At 62.1% G+C, this 19,901-nt stretch carries 21 protein-coding genes; 1 reads left to right on the forward strand and 20 read right to left on the reverse strand.

All coding sequences use genetic code 11. The annotated features are described in order from the left end of the window. Positions 1 to 20: 20 nt before the first annotated feature. From ASE60_RS13805 to ASE60_RS13845, 9 genes are all read right to left on the reverse strand, one after another. Complete coding sequence (locus ASE60_RS13805) at positions 21 to 1,379, reverse strand: MATE family efflux transporter (protein ID WP_057251139.1); 1,359 nt, start codon at positions 1,377 to 1,379, stop codon at positions 21 to 23. After that, positions 1,380 to 1,958: a peroxidase-related enzyme gene (locus ASE60_RS13810; protein WP_057251140.1), complete on the reverse strand. Its 579-nt coding sequence runs from the start codon at positions 1,956 to 1,958 to the stop codon at positions 1,380 to 1,382. It lies immediately after the preceding gene. Between the two features lies 1 nt (position 1,959). After that, entirely contained in the window at positions 1,960 to 2,466 is a 507-nt protein-coding gene (locus ASE60_RS13815) for a hypothetical protein (RefSeq protein WP_057251141.1), read from the reverse strand. Positions 2,467 to 2,499: 33 nt separating this feature from the next. After that, complete coding sequence (locus ASE60_RS13820) at positions 2,500 to 3,972, reverse strand: NAD(P)/FAD-dependent oxidoreductase (protein ID WP_057251142.1); 1,473 nt, start codon at positions 3,970 to 3,972, stop codon at positions 2,500 to 2,502. Between the two features lie 13 nt (positions 3,973 to 3,985). Beyond that, positions 3,986 to 5,056 carry an ABC transporter ATP-binding protein gene (locus tag ASE60_RS13825; protein WP_057251143.1) on the reverse strand — a complete coding sequence of 357 codons (1,071 nt, stop codon included), beginning with the start codon at positions 5,054 to 5,056 and terminating at the stop codon, positions 3,986 to 3,988. Positions 5,057 to 5,061: 5 nt separating this feature from the next. After that, complete coding sequence (locus ASE60_RS13830; protein ID WP_057251144.1) at positions 5,062 to 5,853, reverse strand: ABC transporter permease; 792 nt, start codon at positions 5,851 to 5,853, stop codon at positions 5,062 to 5,064. A gap of 10 nt (positions 5,854 to 5,863) precedes the next feature. After that, positions 5,864 to 6,844, reverse strand: a complete 981-nt coding sequence (locus ASE60_RS13835; protein ID WP_082615841.1) for an ABC transporter permease — start codon at positions 6,842 to 6,844, stop codon at positions 5,864 to 5,866. A gap of 77 nt (positions 6,845 to 6,921) precedes the next feature. Continuing rightward, positions 6,922 to 8,022 carry an extracellular solute-binding protein gene (locus ASE60_RS13840; protein WP_057251145.1) on the reverse strand — a complete coding sequence of 367 codons (1,101 nt, stop codon included), beginning with the start codon at positions 8,020 to 8,022 and terminating at the stop codon, positions 6,922 to 6,924. A gap of 23 nt (positions 8,023 to 8,045) precedes the next feature. After that, on the reverse strand, positions 8,046 to 9,080 hold the full coding sequence (locus ASE60_RS13845) for a LysR family transcriptional regulator (protein ID WP_082615842.1): 1,035 nt from the start codon (positions 9,078 to 9,080) through the stop codon (positions 8,046 to 8,048). A 440-nt stretch (positions 9,081 to 9,520) separates the two neighbouring features. Here ASE60_RS13845 and ASE60_RS34575 point away from each other — a divergent pair, with 440 nt between their 5' ends. Beyond that, positions 9,521 to 9,658, forward strand: a complete 138-nt coding sequence (locus ASE60_RS34575) for a hypothetical protein (RefSeq protein WP_156414639.1) — start codon at positions 9,521 to 9,523, stop codon at positions 9,656 to 9,658. A gap of 79 nt (positions 9,659 to 9,737) precedes the next feature. Here ASE60_RS34575 and ASE60_RS13850 read toward each other — a convergent pair whose 3' ends face one another. The 11 genes from ASE60_RS13850 to ASE60_RS13900 form a co-directional block, all read right to left on the reverse strand. After that, entirely contained in the window at positions 9,738 to 10,793 is a 1,056-nt protein-coding gene (locus ASE60_RS13850; RefSeq protein WP_057251146.1) for an alpha/beta fold hydrolase, read from the reverse strand. Positions 10,794 to 10,953: 160 nt separating this feature from the next. Further along, a complete protein-coding gene (locus ASE60_RS13855; protein ID WP_057251147.1) occupies positions 10,954 to 11,286 on the reverse strand; it encodes a cupin domain-containing protein in 333 nt (110 codons plus the stop codon). A gap of 10 nt (positions 11,287 to 11,296) precedes the next feature. Continuing rightward, a complete protein-coding gene (locus ASE60_RS13860; protein ID WP_057251148.1) occupies positions 11,297 to 12,301 on the reverse strand; it encodes a zinc-binding alcohol dehydrogenase family protein in 1,005 nt (334 codons plus the stop codon). A 27-nt stretch (positions 12,302 to 12,328) separates the two neighbouring features. Further along, the gene (locus ASE60_RS13865; protein ID WP_057251149.1) at positions 12,329 to 13,207 is read right to left on the reverse strand and encodes a 3-keto-5-aminohexanoate cleavage protein; all 879 of its coding nucleotides are present in this window, start codon (positions 13,205 to 13,207) and stop codon (positions 12,329 to 12,331) included. Between the two features lie 39 nt (positions 13,208 to 13,246). Further along, a complete protein-coding gene (locus ASE60_RS13870) occupies positions 13,247 to 13,951 on the reverse strand; it encodes a catechol 1,2-dioxygenase (RefSeq protein WP_200964176.1) in 705 nt (234 codons plus the stop codon). A 270-nt stretch (positions 13,952 to 14,221) separates the two neighbouring features. Further along, entirely contained in the window at positions 14,222 to 14,995 is a 774-nt protein-coding gene (locus ASE60_RS13875; RefSeq protein WP_057251188.1) for a glutathione S-transferase family protein, read from the reverse strand. An 11-nt stretch (positions 14,996 to 15,006) separates the two neighbouring features. Beyond that, the gene (locus ASE60_RS13880) at positions 15,007 to 16,050 is read right to left on the reverse strand and encodes a branched-chain amino acid ABC transporter permease (RefSeq protein WP_057251150.1); all 1,044 of its coding nucleotides are present in this window, start codon (positions 16,048 to 16,050) and stop codon (positions 15,007 to 15,009) included. Further along, positions 16,050 to 16,928, reverse strand: coding sequence for a branched-chain amino acid ABC transporter permease (locus ASE60_RS13885; RefSeq protein ID WP_057251151.1), 879 nt, complete (start codon positions 16,926 to 16,928; stop codon positions 16,050 to 16,052). Before ASE60_RS13885 ends, ASE60_RS13880 begins: the two co-directional genes overlap by 1 nt. Positions 16,929 to 16,939: 11 nt before the next feature. Beyond that, entirely contained in the window at positions 16,940 to 17,668 is a 729-nt protein-coding gene (locus tag ASE60_RS13890; RefSeq protein WP_057251152.1) for an ABC transporter ATP-binding protein, read from the reverse strand. Beyond that, on the reverse strand, positions 17,668 to 18,414 hold the full coding sequence (locus ASE60_RS13895; RefSeq protein WP_057251153.1) for an ABC transporter ATP-binding protein: 747 nt from the start codon (positions 18,412 to 18,414) through the stop codon (positions 17,668 to 17,670). The genes ASE60_RS13890 and ASE60_RS13895 overlap by 1 nt, the downstream gene beginning before the upstream one ends. A 97-nt stretch (positions 18,415 to 18,511) precedes the next feature. Then, complete coding sequence (locus ASE60_RS13900; protein ID WP_057251154.1) at positions 18,512 to 19,795, reverse strand: amino acid ABC transporter substrate-binding protein; 1,284 nt, start codon at positions 19,793 to 19,795, stop codon at positions 18,512 to 18,514. Positions 19,796 to 19,901: the final 106 nt, after the last annotated feature.

Consider the following 19,901-nt stretch of genomic DNA (forward strand, 5'->3'; position numbering starts at 1 on the left):
GACGCACCCGAGCGACGCAATCAGCGAGGCGCTACCGTACCTGTCTGAAACGTACGGTCGGCCAACCGTGGCAGCATAAGTCGAAACGCAAGGCTGCGGGCACTTTGGAACAGGATCAGCGCGATCCATAGTCCGTCATTGCCGAAGACAGGCTGTAGGACCGCCCAGGCTGCAAAGTAGATGACCAGCGACGCCACCATCAGGTTTCGCATCTGTCGCGACCAGGTGGCGCCAATGTAGACGCCGTCCATCTGAAAGGCGACGATGCCGAAGATCGGAAGTGCTGCGACATAGGGCAAATACCTATGCGCGAGCGCGGACACGCTCTCCGTTGGGGCGGTGATGCCGATCACCCAGTCGCCGGCGGCAAGCAGCGCGAGTGCCACAAGACCGGCGAAGACGAAGCCCCACAATGTCGTCAGTCCCACCGCACGATCAAAGGCCGGCCGATAGCGTGCGCCGACCGCGCGGCCGGCAAGCTGCTCCGCCGCTGTTGCCACCCCGTCGAGAAAAGCGACGCCGAAGAAGTAGAAGCGTAGAAGGATCGTATTCGCCGCAAGAATCTCGATACCGAGCATGCCGCTCTGGCGCGTGAAGAAGGACAGGCCGATCAGAAGCGCGAAGGAGCGGATCATCATGTCGCCATTGACCGAAAAGGCGCGACGGAAAGCAGCAAGGTTCGGCAGGTTCCATGCGGTTCGGTCGGTCTTCGCCCAGACGAGATAAAGTCCAGCCAGCGCAGTAACCGCCTCGGCCACCAGCGAGGCGGCCGCAACACCCGCCACGCCCCAGCCGAGGCCCAGGGCCCAGGAGATGCTCAACGCTGCATTCAGCGCATTCAGCAGGGTTTGCAGGATCATGCCCCAGAGCGCGTCGCCACGTCCGATGATCCAGCCGAAGACCACGAAATTGAACAGCACGAAGGGTGCCGACCAGACACGCCAGGCGAAATAGGTGGCGGCCGCCTCGGCGACCTTTCCTTCCGCTCCCATTGCGGCAAGGCCAAGCGCGCCGAGCGGCTTCTGCAGCGCGAGCAGCGCCAACCCCGCGACGAGCGCAATAATGAGACCGCTGGCGAGCATGCGCTGCCGTTCGCGCCGGTCACCCGCCCCTAGCGCCTGCGCGGTGAAACCTGTGGTCGCACCACGCAGGAAGTTGAAGGTGACGAAGATGACGTCGAAAATGACGGTGGAAAGCGCCACGCCCCCGATCAGGGCCTCATCGCGCAACTGACCAATGACGCCGGTCGCGACGAGCCCGACGAGTGGGCTCGACAGATAGGCGATCATCATCGGCAGCGCGATGCGGAGCACGTCGCGATGGGTGATGTCGAAGGGGCGGACCGTAAAGCCCGCGTGGTCGGAAGGCGCGTGTCCCACTCAATCCAGCCGGTGCGGTTCGCCGAGCGTATGCATCAGCCGGTTGGCCCAGCCGAAGATCGCGACCGCATGAATGAGATCGATAATCTGGAGGTCGTCGAGACCGATCTCGCGCAAATGGTAGAACTGGTAGGCACCGACATTGTCGGGATGGGCCGTAAGGTCAACACCGAAATTGAACAGCGCCTGCTCGAATTCCGGCAGGTTCGCGTCGAGGCCGCGGTCATAGATTTCGTCCACCACCTCCGGCCGCCTTTCGAGCTGGATGTAACGAGCCGCGTGGACGGACGCGCAATAGATGCAGTGATTGACGAAGGAGGCGGCGAGCGCTCCGATCTCCCGCCCGCCGCGGGAGAGCCCGCCCTCGCTATACATGATGTCGTTGAAGAGCGGCGTGCGCTCCTTCAAGGTTTCCGGCTCGTTGGCGAGCACCAGGACATAGTCCGAGATCTTCTTGTTGGAGGGCGTGATCTTCAGCGCATCGAGCTGTTCGACCGTCGCCGTTTCGACATCGACCGATTTGACATAGGGCTTCCAGTCGAGGGGCTCGATGGTGAATTCGTGTACGGGTTGCGACATCTCAGTTGTCCCTCAGCATCTTGAGGCCGGCCACCACCAGCACCTGATAGTTCACGAAAGCGATGAGGCCGGCGAGCGTAACGATGTCCCGGTCGTCGAGCCCTGCGGCGGTGAGCTTTTCGATGTTGGCGCGCGTCGCCTCCTTCGGGGAAAGCGTGACAAGATCGACATGGGCGAGGATCGCAACAAGGCGCGTATCCGCACCTTCGGCCCCGTTGCCTGGATTGGCGATCGACACCAGGGCGGAGCCCCCCTCCTCACTCTCGAGCAATTCCCGGAAGTGGGCGGCGAGCTCCTGCGACTTCCACAGTGCCGCCATGCGTGCGGCAAGCGCTGCCCTCAGCGCATAGGAGAAGTTGCGCGCTTCGGCGGGACGAAGGGCCGCCTGGTAGCTCGTCTGGCTCAGGTGCTTCAGCTTTGCCCGCTGTTCGCGCAGCGCCTGAAGGTCGGGGAAGCGATCAAGGCCTAGTACGGTATCGATCACGTCGTTTGTCGATGGAGCGGTCATTGGCTTTTCCAGTCGTCTGAAATTCGGAGGGGTTCATGCCGTCTTCTGTGCCGGCGTTGGCGCATCGGCATCGACCCATTCGGTCCCGTCGAGTTCCGGCTTCTCGTAGGCGATGAGCGCTTCCCAATGGTAATCAACGTCACGAATGAAGAGCGAGGCGGCAACACCGCGCGCCAACCACAGGGCGCCCTCGCTAATGGCAGGGATATCGCCGCTGACCTTGCCGACGCTGACGGATGCGCCGTAGTTGAAGCAATGGATATCCATCAGCCAGGGTGCTGCACCCGGCTCCTTCTCGGTGAAGGAGAAGTCTCCGTTCAGCCAGGGGAAGCGCCCAAGTCCGGGGTTCTCCTCGCCTGCCGGCGGCGTATAGCGGTGCTCCCAGCAGGCGATCTGGTCCTGATAGGGCGCTAGCTCGCCGCGGCTCCATGGATCGATGGTGAAACCCGTGCCGAGAATGACGAAATCGGTGCGGAAGACGCGGCCGCTGGTGGTGGTGATGACGACCTCGCCGCCCTCCTCCTTCATCGACCGAATACCGCAGTCGAAGTGGAAATAGGCGTTCGCATGCCGACTGACGCGCAGCGTCGAGTTGTGCGGCGCCGGCGTCTGCTGCTTGGCCGCATAATCCATCAGGCGCCAGCGCCATTCCGGTGAAATCTCGGCAAAACCTGCGGTGACCCCGTAGGAGCCGATGCCCATCAGCTTGTTGACCGTCGGCATCTCCTTGCGGCGGGCGAGAAGGCGCACCTCCCCTGCCCCCTGCTCCAACGCTTCTGCCGCATTGTCGACCGCCGAAGCGCCGACGCCGATGACGACGACGCGTTTGCCCTTCAGTCGATCGAAGTCGATGTCGTCGGCCGAATGCGCCCAGGAGGTATGCCGCTCCATGCCCCTGACGAAGTCGGGAATAGTCGGCTCACCCAGACCGTCGCGGCCGGTGGCCATCACCAATTTGCGGGTGACGATCGCAGGCTTTGCCCCACCGGCGATTTCAAGTTCCAGCAGCCCGTCGGCGCGCGGCACGACGCGGGTGACGTGCGTGTCGTTCTCGACCGGAATGTCCATCACATCGCGATACCAGCGCAGATAGTCCATCCACATCGGGCGCGGAATCCGGAACAATTCCTCCCATTCCGCTTCGCCATGGAGTGCCGTGAACCAGGCACGGAAGCTGAGCGAGGCAACCCCGAGCGCCGGGCCAAGAAGGATCTTCGGCGAGCGCAGCGTTTCCATGCGTGCGTAGGTTACCCATGGCCCCTCGAAACCCCTGGGCGCACGGTCGACGATGCGCAGATTGGCGATGCCGGCGCGCGTCAGGGCATGCCAGGCGACAAGCCCGCACATGCCGCCACCAATGACGACCACATCGCTCACCGGGTCGCCGGCCGAGGTGGTGACGAGCTTCGACCAATTGGCTGGCGGGTAGTTGAGATAGCTGAGATCCTGCCTTACCCGCGCGTTCAGCTCCGCAAGCCGTTGCTGTTGTTGTAGATTGTTGATCATCCCGGTCTCCAGTTCAATTCGCCAGCAGGACGGCGTCCCGGTCGCGCCAGCCCACCCACACGTCGTCACCCTCGATATGCGAAAGCGCGACGGGATCGATCTGGACAAGAAGGCTGCTGCCGTTTTCGAGAGCGACGGTCAGCGTGGTGTGCGCGCCCTTGAAGACACGCTGATCGACGCGTCCCTTGAGCGCCGGCCGTCCCTCGGGCTTGCTCGACAGGCAGTAAAGCGCCTCCGGCCGAAGCGCCAACGTGGCGCGTTCACCGGGCACGGGCGACGTCCCGTTCACGTCCGCGTGCACGACATTGCCGCGCCATTCGACAGCAGCGATTCCGTCCGAAACAGAGACGACGGCACCCTCGAGGAAATTGCTCTGGCCGATGAAATCCGCGACGAAGCGGCTGCGGGGCCGGGCATAGAGCTCATCGGGGCCGCCCATCTGCTCGATCCTGCCCTTGTTCATCACGACGATGACATCGGACATGGTCAGCGCCTCCTCCTGGTCGTGGGTGACGAAGATGAAGGTCTTGCCGGTCTTCTGCTGGATCGATTTCAGCTCGATCTGCATCTGCTGGCGCAGCTTCGCGTCGAGGGCCGAAAGCGGCTCATCGAGCAGCAGCACGTTCGGATCGGGCGCCAGCGCCCGCATCAGGGCCACGCGCTGGCGCTGTCCCCCGGAGAGCTGGGCGGGCATGCGCTCGGCATGGTCCTGGAGCGAGACAAGGGAGAGAAGCCCGGTGACCCGTTTGTGGATCGCCGCGTGCTGCATCCCCTTCAATTCCAGGCCGAAGGCGATGTTGCGGCCGACCGTCAGGTGCGGGAAAAGCGCGTAGTCCTGGAAGACGATATTGACGTTGCGCTTGTTGGGCGGCAGGTGCGAGATCGGCTTGCCTTCGAGATAGATCTCCCCTGAGGTCGGGCTATCGAAACCGCCGAGCATACGCAGGGTCGTCGACTTGCCGCAGCCGGACGGGCCGAGCAGCGTGACGAACTGGCCCGGCTCTATCGCCAGGTCGAGATCGTCGACGGCGGTAAGGGCCCCATAGGATTTGTTGACGTTCTTGAAATGGACGACAGGCTGCATTCGCGTCAGCTCCTGGAACGGCGGGTGAAATGCTCGGCATAGATGCCGATGGCGGTGGTGACGACGAGAACGATCGTTGCCATGGCGTTGATTTCCGGCGACATGCCCCCTTGCACCTTGGCGAAGATCAGCATGGGCAATGTCGGCTGGTAGCCGCCGAGGAAGAAGGTGCGGACGAAGTCGTCGATGCTGGTCAGCACGCAGAAGATCATGCCGCCGAAGAGCGCCGGCATCAGATAGGGGATGGTGACGCGGAGGAAGGCGATGAAGGGATCGGCACCGAGATCGCGCGCCGCATCCACGAGATTGGCCGGCATCGAGCGCAGCCGCGTCAGCACCATGATGACGACGAAGGGCACGGCATGGACCGTGTGTGCCAGGATGATCGCGAAGGTGCCGGTCGGAATGTCGACGGTGCGGATGAAGATGCGCATGGAAATGGCGTTGATCAGCCCCGGCACCACGGCGGGCAGACAGGCGAGCGCGAAAATGACCGCCTTGCCCCAAATGTTTTCCGCCGAAACGAGAAGCGCGATCCAAACGCCGATGATCGTTGCCGAAACGGTGGTGGCGAGCGCGATGCCGATCGAATAGAGCGAGGCTTCGAGGAACTGCTTATCCTGGACCACCTTGGCGTACCAGGAAAGGGTCCAGTTGCCGATCGGGAAAGCGATGAAGTTCGCGTCCTTGAAGCTCATCGCCGTCATCAGCGTCAGCGGCAAGACCAGATAGACGGCGAAGATCCAATAGGACGCGCCGAGCGCTGTTTTGGGGAGATCGTTGAAATAGGTTCGCATCGGCCCGCCCTTACATCAGCCGGACCGAGCGGCCGCCGACGATCCGCATGAAAAGTCCGACGGTCGTCAGCGACACCACGAGCATTATCATCGAGAACGCAGCGCCTTCCGGCCATTTGTCGTTCGACCCGTGGAACAGCGTCGCGATGACCTCGGGGAAAATGACTGAATTCGGGCCGCCCAGCAGCAGCGGCGCGGCGAAGACGCCGACGGCGGTCAGATAGACGAGGCTGCAGCCGGAGACGATGCCGTCCTTCGAGAGCGGCAAGATGACCCGGCGGAACCGTTGGAAGGGTCCGGCACCAAGATCGGCCGCCGCCTGGATCAGCGGTGTCGGGATCTTCTCGATCGCCGAATAGAGCGGCAGGAGCATGTAGAGCGCAAGCAGATAGATGACGCCGAAGCTCAGCGAAAAGAAGGTGTAGAGCATCGGGATCGGCCGGTCGATGAAGCCGAATTCCCTGAGGAGCACGTTCAGCGCTCCACGATTGGCAAGCAACATGATGACCGAAAAGGTACGGATCAGCTCGCCGGCCCAGAAGGGAATGAGCAACAGCAACAATGCCCGCATCCGGTTCTTCGGCTGCACCACCTTCGCGACGTAGTAGGCGACGGGATAGACGATCACCAGCGTCGAGATCGTGACCACCGCGGCAAAGACCAGGCTGCGGACGAAGGGCACGAAATAGAGCCGGTCGGAAAAGAAAAGCCCGTAATTTGCCAGCGTGTACTCGCTGCTCTTGTCGGGTTGCGGCGGATAGTTGGCGAGAAGGCTGATATTGGCCATCTGCAAGATCGGCCCGATGTGCAGCATGGCGATCCACAGAAGCGGCACGCCCGCAAGCACGGCGAGACGCACACGTCGGCTGTCGACGAGAAGCCCGATCGTGTTGCGATAGAGTCCCGAACTCGCCGCCCTGCCGATCCATCCGGCGTAGCGCGGTGCCGTCGGCAAACCGACGGATCGCGGTTGCGTTGTCGTATCCAGCATTCTTTTGTTCCCGGCTCTGGAAGAGTCCATTTTTTATGGGTGACCGGCCGGAAGACCGGTCACCCAGAAGGCCGCAGTCAGGCTGCCTTGATCTCCGCAGCGGCCTTGTCGATCATGTCGTTCTTCATGTCGCGGTTGATCGAGCTGAAGAACTGGATGCGTTCGACCTGCTCGGGCGGCAGCGACAGGGCCGCGCGCTCCTTGTCGTTCAGCACCTTGTCGACCCCGTCGAAGGCCGAAGAGAAGCCGGACTGACGGGTCATCGCCGCGCCGATTTCCGGCGAGGACAGGATCGCATCAAGGAAGGTGTAGGCGGCGTCCGCGTTCGGCGCGTTGTTGACGACGTTGAACGAATAGAGGAAGCCGAAGGTCCCTTCCTTGGGCACCGAGATCTCGATCGGATGGCCGTCCATGACGAGCTTGGCGGCCGGCCCGGACCAGGCCTGCGCCAGATAGATGTCCTCGTTGACGAACATCTGCTGCAGCTCGGAGCCCGCATCGTAGTATTTGCGCACCTTGTCCTTGTGCTGGATCAGGAAGTCACGCGCCTGGTTCGTTGCGGTCTGCGCTACATCGGGCTTGTCGCCATAGGTCACATAGTCGCCGTCATTGCCCTGGTAGCGCATGACGATGGAGAGGAAGTCGCTGACGATGTACGACGTCAGGTTCTTGTTCTCGTCATCGAACATGATGCCCCAGCTATCGGAGGCCTTGGCGTATTCCGTGTTGCGTACGAGACCCTCAAAGCCCGCAAGCAGCGGCACGCCGAAGGTCTTGCCGTCCACGGTGAGCTGCGGCGCACCCTTGTAGGCGGCGGCAAGCTTGTCCCAGTTCTTGAGCCGCGCGGTGTCGAGGGACGCCAGCAAGTTGGACTTCATGAACTGAGACAGGCGGTGGCCGGTAACGGTCACGATGTCCGTGGAAGGCGTGGCACCTTCGGCGGTCAGCAGGTTGTACTGCTTTCCCTGGTCGTCGGTCAGCCGGATGCGGACCTCGATGCCCGTATCCTTCTGGAACTGGTCGATGAAGGACTGCGGTACGAATTTGTCATAGGTCGTGATGTTGACGACCTTACTCTCAGCAAAGGCGGGACGGATGATCGATGGCGCGGCCAATACGCCTGCGCCCGTCGCCAGCAGTTTCAAAGTCGAGCGGCGGGTTACGTCCAAATTTTTCATGTCGTTCTCCTCATTTTACGAGCTCAGTTTTCGTTCTCGGGCGTGTCGAGCTTTTGCTCCCCTTTATTTCGCTGCCGGTTGTCCGACAGCGTGCCATCGCCGGCATTTCGGCCGGCGAAGGTCTTTTCGGCGATGCGCGCCATCTGTCGCGGATCGTGGACGGTGAAATCCGGCATGCGCTCCGATGCGATCCGCGCGATGCGTTGAACCAGTTCCTGGACGCCGGCCGAGAGCGGGCGCGAGGCCGCCGACAGGATCGCCCAAAGGAAGGGAATCTCGACATCAAGCGGGCGAACTGCGACGGGCGCCGATTGCAGGCCATAGGCCGTCGCTGGCTCGATGATCGCGACGCCGAGCCCGAGCGATGCGATCTGCACGGCATTGTTGGCCGCATTGGTCGCGATGACGCGATTGGGCCGCACGCTGGCCGCCTCCAGTGCTTCATCGACACGGCGGCGCAAACGAAACGGATTGGCCATGGTTATGAGGGTGCGTCCGGCGAGGTCCGCGATCGAAATCACGTCCTTCGCAGCCAGAGGATCATGCGGCGCTACCGCGGCCACGCAGCGCCCCTCGAAAAACCCCTGCACTTCAAGCCCCGGCTGATCGGCCGGCAGAGAGGTCACGCAGAAATCCGCAGTGCGCGCGAGCACCGACTGCACGGCCGCTTCCGCCGGCATGCTGCGAAGCTGGATTGTGTGCGGCAGAAAATGCTCGGGTAGTTCCGCAAGCGCGATCGGGATGATGCCACTCGCAAAAGCCGGCGTTGCGGCGATCTCGATCGGCTCGGGTTCCTTGCCGGCAATCGCCTTGGCTCGATTGCGCAGGTGGCCGATGCCGCTGAGAAAGCGTTCGGCATCTTCGTGGAAGGCAATCCCCTTGTCGGTCGGGGAGATCTTAGGTCCATTTCGCTCGAACAGCGCAAATCCAAGCGACGTTTCCAGATCCTGAATAAGCCGCGTCACCTGCGACTGCGATCGGTCAAGCATGCGGGCGGCGCCGGTGATGCTGCCTGTCGACATGACTGCGAGAAAGGCCTCGAGATCGCGAACTTCCATGGATTATCATGCGCTCCATGCATTATGACTGACTCATACTGCATAAAACGCATTCTATGCGCTAGTGACAAAAGACAAGTTTCTTTGTTGGAGCCGTTCGTAGAAAATCCGATCAGCCGGCTCCTAACGGGACACATCGGCTCTTGGTCCGTTTCAATGACCGTGAGGGCCGATCTGCGAGAGCGACGGAAGCGATTGCAGGGAGGGGTTTATGCGTCTCGGTGTTCTCGGCGCGGGTGCGATCGCTTGCGACATGGCGCCTTTCCTCGCCAAGGCCGGTCATTATCAGTTCGCACAGCTCCTTCGGTACGCTCTATCTGCCGCGGCGGCTGGCACGGAGGGCGTAAGCTTACCCATCAACGTCTGGGGCATGACGCTTCTGACCGGCCGTCAGCAAGCTGACCAGCCTTCTCTGCCGCATCGTCGGCCAACCCGCATCGTTGCTCGAGGCCAGCCTGTTCTCGGCGGCGATGGGCCGCAATCTCGTGGGCGACAACGACCTTTTGCCCGACCTCGCGCTCGACAAGCTTTCGCCGACGGCACTGATTGCGCTTTGTGAGGAATGGCCGTCCGCGTAAAGCGACCGCCCAAGCGGCGTGCTTTGGTCGGGCGCCCCGGCCGGGCCAGCCGAGACGGCCATAATAACAGACCTTGCGGCTATTGCCCGCTCAAACGCTCCGCCACCCAATCGGCGACGAGCGGGCGATAGAGCCAAGGGATGTTGTTGCAGACGTGGTTGCCCTCCTCGAATATGTGTAGCCCGGCTCCACGAGAGCAGATGTCGGCACACTTCGCCGCTTCGGAGGATGGGAAGATCCTGTCACGGCCGCCGTGAAGAATGAGAGCCGGCACAGTTGGCGGAGCGCAGCCCCTAAGCGTAAAGCAATCCGCGCGCTCGCGGACGTTCTCGCCGCCAAGTGAGAAGCGCATGTTGTCTCGATAGACTTGCGGGAGTTCGCCCCAGAACCCGCCGAGATCGAAGAAGCCGTTGATGGAGACGATGCCAGCCACGGTCGGGACCGACGCAGCCGCACGCAGGGCGAGAAAACCGCCGAAGGCCATGCCGACGAGGGCGACCTTTCCCGAAAGTCTCGGATGCGCTTCTACCGACGTGATTGCCGCCTGAACGGCCGGACCGATATCCGGGCGCAACGCTCCCATCGAACGCCCCTCGCCCTGCCCGGGACCGTCGAGAGACATGGTGGCAACACCGCGGGCATGGAAATGCCGCTCGAATGCCGGAAACTCCTCCTTGGTCGAATCCGAGCCGGGGATGATCAGCGCCAGCGGATAGCGGCTTTCTCCCTTCGGGATCCGCAGGGACGCCTGCAGGACCCCGCCTTCGAACGGTACAGCGATCATCTCAGCCGGCGGATCGAGCAAGGGAGCGGCGAGGTGGTAGAGTTGCACCTTCCGAGCGGCTGCCCTCGCCTTGGCTTCAAGGTCTTCGAACGCCATGAACTGTCCGAAATGATAGAAAAGGCTCGCGCGGGCATAGGCCTCGCCCGCTGTTAAGTGGCGACCGACAGCAAGAGCCATATCGCCGAGTTCGGCCTGACGCTCGCCCTCTTCGCTCCAAGTCGAAAGCCATTTTTGCCATACTCCGGCGCGCTCGATCACCGCGCGCGCCGTCACCGACGGTATCCCGGCAACCTCCATGCGCGGGAGCCAGTGCTCGACGACGCTGGCCAACCGGTTTTCACTCTGCACCATGCACGTCCTCCCGTATGCTGACACGTTCATCGAGCCGACGTCACCGATCACCATTGCTCCCGGCGCTCGACCGTCGCTGGGGATGCGTGGCTCACGCACCCCCAGCCTGTACCGACCCGATGACCCCATCAATGCTCTCCACCAGTCTTCGGCGACGCTCTCAGGTCGGCATGGCGAGCAGGATGGACGCCGGCGCATTGGTGCGGTTGACGAGCGCGCGCGCCTCGCCGGGTGCCAGCCGGCAACTGTCGAGAAAGCCGAGCGTGGCGCTCTCGGTGCCGGTTTCGACCGTCACCTCGCCCGCAACGACGATGTAGATCTTTTCGACCGTGGCGTCTTTCAGCGACGTATGGCCGCCAGGCAGGAGGTGCGACAGGCCGATCCAGATCGTATCGGTCGTCGTCGCCTCCTTTCCCTGAAGCCGCAGACAATGCATGCCGTAATGCTCTGCCGCCTCGTATGGCTTGGCGCCGCCATAGCGTGTCACCTGCATCGCCCGCTCCTTAAGGTACCAGCAGCACGCGCTCGGGCGTGCCGCGCAACACCGAAGCATAGGCCTTGGCGGCATCGGAGAGGCCGTAGACGGTCGCCGGATTGATGGGGAACGGCTTGAGCTTGCCCTCTTCGAACTTCGGTTTGAGCCTGTCGAAGATGCGCGCGCCCTCGACGGAAGACAGTGCCAGCGTGTCGATGCCGATATATTTGTGGCGGCCTCGGAAGAAGTTGAAGATATCGAAAGGCACTGCGCGATCGAAGGTGGAGATGAACACCTGTCGAGCCTGCTTCGCCATCGCGTTGTTGGCGATTTCGAAATAGGGGCTGCCGACCGTATTGAAGACGATGTCGGCGCCGTGGCCGCCGGTCTTCTCGCGCACGATCGCGGCGACATCATCCTTGGCGCTGTTCAGCATCTCGACGGGCGCGTTGCTATGCGCCAGCAGCGGCTGCTCGTTGTATTCGACCGCAAAGACCTTGGCCCCCGCCATGGTCGCCAGCTGGATGACCGCCTGCCCGACCTTGCCATTGCCGCCGCAGACGAGCACGACATCCGTCGGCTGCACGCCGCCGGCTTCGCGCAGGCCCTCATGGGCCGTGATGAAGGGCACGCCGATCGAGCCTGCTTCCTGCATCGTGAAATTCGCGGGCTTGGCACGCACGGCCTTCTGATCGAGCACCATCCATTTGGCGTGGCTGCCGTCCTGGGTGATGCCGAGCTCGCCGCCGCCACCCCAGATCTCCATGCCAATCATCGATGACGGTCCTTCGCGCACTATGCCGCCGAAATCGCGACCGGGCGTGCGTGGCCAGACGGCGTGCGGCATATGTCCGAGGGATGCTTTCACGTCGCTGGGGTTTACCCCTGCCGCCATGATCTCCACCAGCACCTGGCCCGGTCCCGGTCGCGGCACTGCAACGTCGACGACGTCGATCTTGAGATTGTCGAGATCGGGGGATTTTTCCGTCACCCTCAATGCCCGGGCGATCTTGGCGTCCACCTGAATGTTCATTCTATGCCTCCTTGGAGATGTCGATGCTTATGCGCGCAGTCCGAGGATCTCACGGGCCTGGGAAGGCTCGGCGATCCTTCCGCCGAGCTTCTCGATCAGGTCTCTTGCCCGTTCGACCAGTTCGCCATTGCCTTTGGCGAGCACGCCCTTGGCGATGTAGGAGTTGTCCTCCAGGCCAACGCGAACGTGACCGCCGAGCAGATAGGCCTGGACGGCCATCGGGAACGACATTCGACCGACACCGAACCCGGTCCAGACGGCGTCGCCGGGCAGCATTCGGGCGGCGGTCGCCATGACGTCGGTGGTCGACGGGAAGCCGTACTTGACGCCGGTCACGATCGTGAACATCGCCGGCGACTTCAGCACGCCCGCTTTCAAAAGGTCCTGTGCGAGCTGGATATGCCCGGTATCGAAGACCTCGAGCTCCGGCTTGGAACCCGCCTCGTTGATGATGTCGGCCATGATCTTTACGTTGGCCGGCGTGTTGATCACGACTTCCGACCCGAAGGTCATGGTGTTGAGATCGAGCGTGGCGATGTCCGGTTTCAGCGCGACGATGTGCTCGACCCGCTTTTCCGGCCGCATCAGCGTGGTTCGCGGTCCGGCGACCGCCGGGTTCTCGTCGCTCGGGTGATAGCGTCCGCCCGGCCCGGTCGTCACGTTGAGGATCAGCGCCGTGTTTTTGGCCCGTATGCGCTCGACGACCTCGCGGTAGTATCCAAGCTCCATGGAGGGCTTCGCCGTAACCGGGTCCCGCACGTGAATATGCGCGATCGCCGCACCGGCATCGGCCGCTTCCAGGCAGGAATTGGCGATCTCCTCGGGCGTGACGGGAAGTGCGGGGGTGTTCTCCCGGGTCGTGAGGTTACCCGTGACCGCACAGGTAATGATGACGTTCTGCTGCATCACAGACTCTCCTTCCCAAGGAATGATCCATTTGATCCGTCAGCCATGATGCGCCACCACCTTCTTTCCGGAGATCGGAGGCACCGGCAGGATCGATTGGCCCTCCACCAGTTTGAAGTGATAGTTGCAGCTGTAGAATGGCGCCTGGGCGCCCGGAAATCCGGAGTCCGGACTGTCGTGCCGGAAGAATTTCCCGACAATCTGCTGTTTCGCGCCGAAAACAACGTCGGTTAGCAGGGCTTCGTGACTGTCGGAAAAGATCTGGGTGACGAGAGTCTTGTAGCTGGGTGCCGAGACGATGAAGTGGATGTGGGCCGGACGCATCGGCGCCCGCTTCTGTGCCCGCAGGAGGTCGCCGACCGGGCCACCGGTTGGAACCGGATAGCCTGCCGGTTTCACGGACACGAAATGAAAGTTTCCATCGCTATCCGTCGTGAGCCGGCCGCGAAGGTTGAAGTCGTCCTGCGTCTCGTCCTGGTTCTCGTAGAGCCCGACTGGGGACGCCTGCCAGACATCGAGGGTTGCCCCCTCGACGGGCCGACCGGCGGGATCCGTCACACGACCCGTGAAATAGAGCTTAGGCTCAGGCGTATCGGAGCGCGCGATGCAGTCGCCGTTCACACATTTCGGCGCGCCACCGCGATAGAAAGGCCCGAGAAGCGCCGACAGCGTCTCGCCCTGCGTCCCGTCGATGTTGATCAGATCGATGAGCGTCGATGCGCCGAGCACGTCGGCGGCAAGCACCGTTCGTTGTGGGCCTCGTTGGTCGCCTGTCCGAGCGCCGTGATCCAGCGCAGGGCGTATTCGAACTCTGCCTCTGTCGGACGCGTCTCCAGCAGAAATGCATGCAGATGGCTGACCATCGCATCCATGAGCTGTTTGAGCCGCGGATCGTCTCCGTGCGACATGGCGGCAAGCACCGTCGGCGCGACGTCGGTTTCCTTCGAGATCAGTTTTTACTTCGGGGCTGATATGGCTGTTCATCCTGTTCTCCTTTCCGCATCACTGGCCTGACTAGGAGACCCGAAGTTCGGGCTTCGCCGACCTCAGGTGCGGGTATTTTTCGGTCAGCAGCGACCCGTAGTAGTAGGTCTCGGTGAACGCGTCGGTTGCGCGGATGGCTTCGAGCCAACGCTGGATCGCCGGCGCATCCGCCCACATCGAGGAGAGACCGATATCGTCCATCCGGACGATCACCGGCATGATCGCGATATCCGCCAGCGTCATCTTATCGCCCATGATCCACGGTCCGCCATTGTCGGAAAGCCAGCTCGCCATGCGCTGAACACCGCGTTGCAGGCGGCCGAGCGCTTCGTTCATTTCCTGCTCCGGGAAGCCGGTGCGCCCCATCTTCATCAGGAACTCGCGACGAAGCGGCTTTGCGTCACAGACCGCCTGGAACTCCTCTGCCGTCATCGCCTGGTAGTGCGGCAGGAAGGCGAGGTTGTAGGAAGGCACCCGGATCGCCGGCGTCGGTACTTCGTCGATGAAGCGCATCATCGCCCGCATCTTCGCCGCTTCGAAGGCGTCCCATGGTCGAAACGCACCTGGGAGAATGTCCTCGAGATAATCCATGATGACGGCGGAGTCGGTGACCGCACGGCCCTGGTGAACGAGCGAAGGCACCACCCCGTTCGGATTGATCGCGAGGTATTCGGGTTTCAGCTGATCGCCGGTGAACAGATCGAGCTTGTGCTCCTCGAATGCGAGGCCCTTCGCGTGCAGAACGTATCGCACCCGTTGGCTGCACGTCGATTGAGGAGCGTTGTAGAGAATGAAGTCCTGCATGGTCGCCTCCATCAATCCCAGTTGAGGACGCGGGGCAGCTTGCCCTTGCGGGCCAGCGTCCCGATCACGCCGTTGGGGAAGAACATCAGTCCCAGGACCATGACGAAACCGGTCGCCATGATGTTGATCTCGGACGCGCCGAGCGTCGCCACGAAGATTTCGTTGAAGGCGACGATCAGAATCGCACCCACGACAGGCCCGGCAATCGTGCCCTTGCCGCCGAGGATGCACATCAGCACCAGGTTTGCCGAAACGAGGATGATCAGGAAGATGTTCGGCCGGAGATAGGTGAGGTATTCGCCCCAGACAGCACCCGCCATGCCGACGAAGAATGCCGACAACGCGAAGGCAAGGACCTTGTAGAATCGGGTGTTGATGCCGGCGCTCTCCGCCTTGACCTCGTCCTTGGAGAGCGCGCGCAGGCCGAGCCCGAACTTGGAATGCTTGATGCGATAGGTCGCCCATACGGTGAAGGCAGCCATCAGCACAAAGGCATAGTAATAGGGCAGTTTGGCAGTCTCGACCGGCAGGTCGGTAACCGGCAGCGACAAGCCATTGGCGCCGCCGATGAACTCCCAGTGATCGAACAGGATACGGGCGATCATCAGGAGCGCGATGGAGGAGATGATGAAGCTCGGGCCGCGAACCTTCAGCGTGATGAGGCCGATGAGATAACCGCAGACGGCAGCCACCAGCCCGGCGAGCGGTGCCGTCAGCAGCGATGAGATCCCGTATCGCGCCAGGAGCACGCCTGAGAAATAGCCGCCGATCGCGAAGAAGACCGCGTGTCCGAGCGAGATGTAGCCGGCGAAGCCGCCGATGATGTTCCAGCCGCTGGCCATGACCGCATAGGAGGCGGTGAACAGCACGAGATGCAGCAGGTAGTTGTAGTTGCCGGTCAGCTGCAGGAGCGGCAGGGCGAGCAGGACACCGAGCACGGCCACGGGAAACCATGTGGCGCGGGTCTGGTCATGCTGGCGCGCAAGCTTCTGATTGTGAATGCGACGGGCCTCGAGCACCGAGCTCGCGTCGGCTTGTTGCAGGTTTGCGGCCATTATGCCAACTCCGGTTTTTCGCCGAACAGCCCCTGGGGACGGATCAGCAGGATGACGAAGAGTGCGAGAAAGAAGGTCATTGTCGACCAGGTGGCGCCCACCCAGGTGCCGACGAAGGCGGCGACGACCGAAAGAAGGAGCGAGGCGACGACGGTGCCGAGCACGCTGCCCATGCCGCCGAGGACGACGACCGACATCAGCATCGCGATCCATTCCCACTGCTTGGCGGGGAAGAAGCTGAAGACGAAGCTCACCAAAGAGCCTGCAGCGCCGGCAAGCCCGATCCCGATCGCGAAGGCCACCATGCTGATCAGGTTGACATTGACGCCGAGAAGCTCGGCAGCCTCACGGTTCTGGGTCGTTGCGCGGATGGCGTAGCCAAGCCGCGAGTAGTTGAGGAACAGCGTCAGCGCACCGATGATCGCCAGCGACACTACCCCGGCATAGAACTGCCCCTTCGGAATGAACAGGCTGCCGATGAAGAAGGCATCCGTCGCGTAATCGGGCGAAGTCACGCGCTGGGTGTTGGTGAAGGCGGCACCGAGGAAACCTTCGACGATCATGGCCAGTGCGAAGGTCAAAAGCACTGTCATTTCCGAGTAGCGCGCGCTTTTTGCCTGGCTTTCGAACATGAGGCGGTAGAGAAGCACGCCGATTGCAGCCATGATCAGTGCCGCGATCGGCAACGTCGCGATCGGGTCGAGACCCCAAAGCTTGAATGCCCAGTAACTAACATAGGCGCCGCAGATGATCAGTGAGGGGTGTGCCAGGTTGACGATGCGCATGACGCCAAAGACCAGCGAAAGACCGGATCCCATCAGCGCGATCACGCCGCCAAGGGCGAGGCCGAGTATCAGTATCTGAAGAATGTCTGTCATCATGTCCTCCGCTACGCGACCTTGCGGCCGCCGAGGTAAAGTTCCTGGATGCGCGGGTCCGCCAGTACCGCTTCGGCCGGCCCTTCGAAGAGGGTGCGGCCGAGGTCGAGGACAACGCCCCAGTCGGAATTCTTGAGGCCCATCATCGCGTTCTGCTCGACGAGCAGCACCGTGACGCCCTCCTTCGACATCATCTTCATGATGTCGAACATCTCCTGGACCACCTTCGGCGCGAGTCCGAGGGAGGGTTCATCCAGCATGACGATGTCCGGCTTGACGATCAGCGTCCGCGCCATGGCAAGCGTCTGCTGCTGGCCACCCGACATGGTTCCGGCATGCTGATCGGCCCGTTCGCGCAAGACCGGGAAGCGCTCGAGGATTTCGTCGATGCGGCGGTCGCGCAGTTTCGTGTCGTCGAGCACGTATCCGCCCATGCGCAGGTTTTCGCGCACCGTCATCTTCGGAAACAGCGCGCGTTCCTGCGGCACGAAACAGATGCCTTTGCGAAGGATCTGGTCCGGGCGTAGCCCGTTCAGACGCTCGCCCTTGAAGACGACATCGCCCTTGCGGATCGTCAGCATGCCGCAGATCGCCTTCAACAGCGTGGACTTGCCGGCGCCGTTTGGGCCGATGATGCAGTGGACCTTGCCAGGCTCGACCGTCAGACGGGCGCCATCAAGTATGGCAGGGCCGTCGCCGTAGCCGGCAGTGATGTTGGTGACTTGCAAAAGTTCGCTCATCAGGCCGCTTCCTCTTCCAGTACGCCGCCCAGATAGGCTTCGAGCACATGCGGATCGCGACGCACCACATCGGGCGTGCCGTCGCAGATCACCCGCCCATGCGCCATGACGACGACGCGGTGCGAAAGCCGCATGATCAGGTCCATGTTGTGTTCGACGATGAGGACCGTCAGCCCCTTGGCATTGAGCGCCTTGATGTGGCCAACGATCTCCTCGAGCAGCGTCGGATTGACGCCGCCGGCCGGCTCGTCCAGCAGAATGATCTTGGGATCGGCCATCAGCAGCGCGGCCAGATCCATCAGTTTCTTCTGGCCGTAGGACAGGTTGTGCCCGTCCTCGTAGGCAATGCGGGTGATCCCGAGGAAATCGAGGATCGACATCGCCTTGTCCCGCTCATCCGCCGAGATTGCGGGCCGAAACAGCTCCGTGAACCCGCGGCAGCGCGCCTGGACGATCACGTTTTCCAGCACCGTCATGTCGGCGAGATTGCGTGAGATCTGGAACGTGCGGCTAAGACCCTTTGCGGTGATCTTGTGCGGGCGCAGATTGTCGATCCGCTCTCCGTCCAGCCAGACCTCGCCGGAAGTCGGAACGACGGTGCGACTGATGCAATTGAAGGCCGTGGTCTTGCCGGCGCCGTTCGGGCCGATGAGTGCCGTGATCGAGCCTTTCTCGACCGTGAAGCTTGCGCCATCCACGGCGCGAATTCCGCCGTAGTGCTTGCACAGGTTCTTAACCTCGAGCATCCGCGCGATCTCCTTTCAGTAGATATCTCAGTAGTAGATGCCTGCCGATCGGGAGGGCGCGCCGCAGGCGGAACGCCCTCCCCTATCTCGCAAACGGTCAGAAACCGGACTTGGGATAGCGGAAGGGCACGACGCCCTCGAACTGACCGGTCGGGTAAACGAAGGTCAGCTTGCCGTCCTGCCACTGCGTCATGATGTGCGCCTTGTCGACGGGTAGGCCGAGATCGTCCCAACTGAAATTACCGAGAACCGTCTGAACCGGCTGCTCCTTTGTGCGGGCGTGCAGCCATTCGCCCATCTTGGCGTTATCCGTGGTGCCGGCCCCGACGATCGCCTGCTCGATGCCCTGGCAGACGGCGAAGGGAATGGCGCTGTCCTCATCCGGCTCGACGCCGTATTCGGCTTCGAATGCCTTCACGAAATCCGCATTGTCGAACGGCTTTCCGGCGAGCGTACTCTTGAAGGGAACATCCTTGTGCCAGGTGGTGTGGATGACGACACCATCGGCCGCATCCTTGCCGACACCCTCGATGAATTCCGTCTGCGCGCCCTGGCTGAGATAGACGAGCTTCGCTGATGCACCGACGGTCTTCAGAGCGCGCATGAGCTGAACCGCTTCTTCCGCAGAAGCCGTCAGGCCGACGATCATTTCCGCGCCGGAGCGCTTGATCGAATTTGCAAGGTTCAGCCAGTCATTGAACCCTTCTTCGGGCCACTTTTCCTCCATTACCACTTCGATACCGGCTTCCTTGAAGTAACCGGGAGCGAGGTCGGCGATTTCCTTGTCATTGGCCGGATCGATCACCTTCTGGCCGAGGAGGCCGGTGGCGATCGCGTTTGCGAAGAAGTCGTCCGCGTGGACGACCGCGACAGTCTTCGGCGCATCCGCCGGGTCCTTGATCTCCTTCAGGAGGCCGATCATGTCCTTGCCGGTATATTCGGCGGCATTGACCTGGAAGTAGAAGAGGTTCTTGTAGCCCTGGGCATAGATCCGGAGCGCCCCGCCCGAGGGAACCGGGTGAACCATGTTGTACTTGGACAGAACGTTGCCGACCGGAAAGGTCAGGCGGCTCGAGAAGGTGCCGTAGACGGCATCGACCTTGTCGACATTGATGAAGCGTTCGTACTGGTTGATGGCCGTTGCCGGATCAGAGCGATTGTCGCTGACAATCAATTCCACCTGCTTGCCGAGAATACCGCCCGCTTCGTTGATGAGCTTGTTGCAGAGCTCGTAGCCCCGCTTGTGCTTCTCGCCGCTGACCGAGAGGCCACCGGTAATCGGCAGCGACGCTCCGATCCGTATTGTTTCCGCAGCGCTGGCAACGGTGCTTGCTGAAAGCACACTGATGGTTGCTGCCGCGATCAGCCGATTGATTCCCATTTCTTCTCCTCCCAGAGGTTTTCGTGCAATCGTTTGCATTCGAGTAAAAGACAAATCGCCCAGCTCCGCCGGACGCCACTCACGCCTTGTGTTCGATCGACGGCAG

Origin of the sequence: Ensifer sp. Root278, from assembly GCF_001429285.1 — a bacterium.
Lineage (GTDB): Bacteria > Pseudomonadota > Alphaproteobacteria > Rhizobiales > Rhizobiaceae > Ensifer.

Coding starts and splice junctions, on each gene's coding strand:
- ASE60_RS13810 (WP_057251140.1), bottom strand. CDS start 1,958: ATGTCGCAACCCGTACACGAATTCACCATCGAGCCCCTCGACTGGAAG.
- ASE60_RS13815 (WP_057251141.1), bottom strand. CDS start 2,466: ATGACCGCTCCATCGACAAACGACGTGATCGATACCGTACTAGGCCTT.
- ASE60_RS13820 (WP_057251142.1), bottom strand. CDS start 3,972: ATGATCAACAATCTACAACAACAGCAACGGCTTGCGGAGCTGAACGCG.
- ASE60_RS13825 (WP_057251143.1), bottom strand. CDS start 5,056: ATGCAGCCTGTCGTCCATTTCAAGAACGTCAACAAATCCTATGGGGCC.
- ASE60_RS13830 (WP_057251144.1), bottom strand. CDS start 5,853: ATGCGAACCTATTTCAACGATCTCCCCAAAACAGCGCTCGGCGCGTCC.
- ASE60_RS13835 (WP_082615841.1), bottom strand. CDS start 6,844: ATGCTGGATACGACAACGCAACCGCGATCCGTCGGTTTGCCGACGGCA.
- ASE60_RS13840 (WP_057251145.1), bottom strand. CDS start 8,022: ATGAAAAATTTGGACGTAACCCGCCGCTCGACTTTGAAACTGCTGGCG.
- ASE60_RS13845 (WP_082615842.1), bottom strand. CDS start 9,080: ATGGAAGTTCGCGATCTCGAGGCCTTTCTCGCAGTCATGTCGACAGGC.
- ASE60_RS13850 (WP_057251146.1), bottom strand. CDS start 10,793: ATGGTGCAGAGTGAAAACCGGTTGGCCAGCGTCGTCGAGCACTGGCTC.
- ASE60_RS13855 (WP_057251147.1), bottom strand. CDS start 11,286: ATGCAGGTGACACGCTATGGCGGCGCCAAGCCATACGAGGCGGCAGAG.
- ASE60_RS13860 (WP_057251148.1), bottom strand. CDS start 12,301: ATGAACATTCAGGTGGACGCCAAGATCGCCCGGGCATTGAGGGTGACG.
- ASE60_RS13865 (WP_057251149.1), bottom strand. CDS start 13,207: ATGCAGCAGAACGTCATCATTACCTGTGCGGTCACGGGTAACCTCACG.
- ASE60_RS13875 (WP_057251188.1), bottom strand. CDS start 14,995: ATGCAGGACTTCATTCTCTACAACGCTCCTCAATCGACGTGCAGCCAA.
- ASE60_RS13880 (WP_057251150.1), bottom strand. CDS start 16,050: ATGGCCGCAAACCTGCAACAAGCCGACGCGAGCTCGGTGCTCGAGGCC.
- ASE60_RS13885 (WP_057251151.1), bottom strand. CDS start 16,928: ATGACAGACATTCTTCAGATACTGATACTCGGCCTCGCCCTTGGCGGC.
- ASE60_RS13890 (WP_057251152.1), bottom strand. CDS start 17,668: ATGAGCGAACTTTTGCAAGTCACCAACATCACTGCCGGCTACGGCGAC.
- ASE60_RS13895 (WP_057251153.1), bottom strand. CDS start 18,414: ATGCTCGAGGTTAAGAACCTGTGCAAGCACTACGGCGGAATTCGCGCC.
- ASE60_RS13900 (WP_057251154.1), bottom strand. CDS start 19,795: ATGGGAATCAATCGGCTGATCGCGGCAGCAACCATCAGTGTGCTTTCA.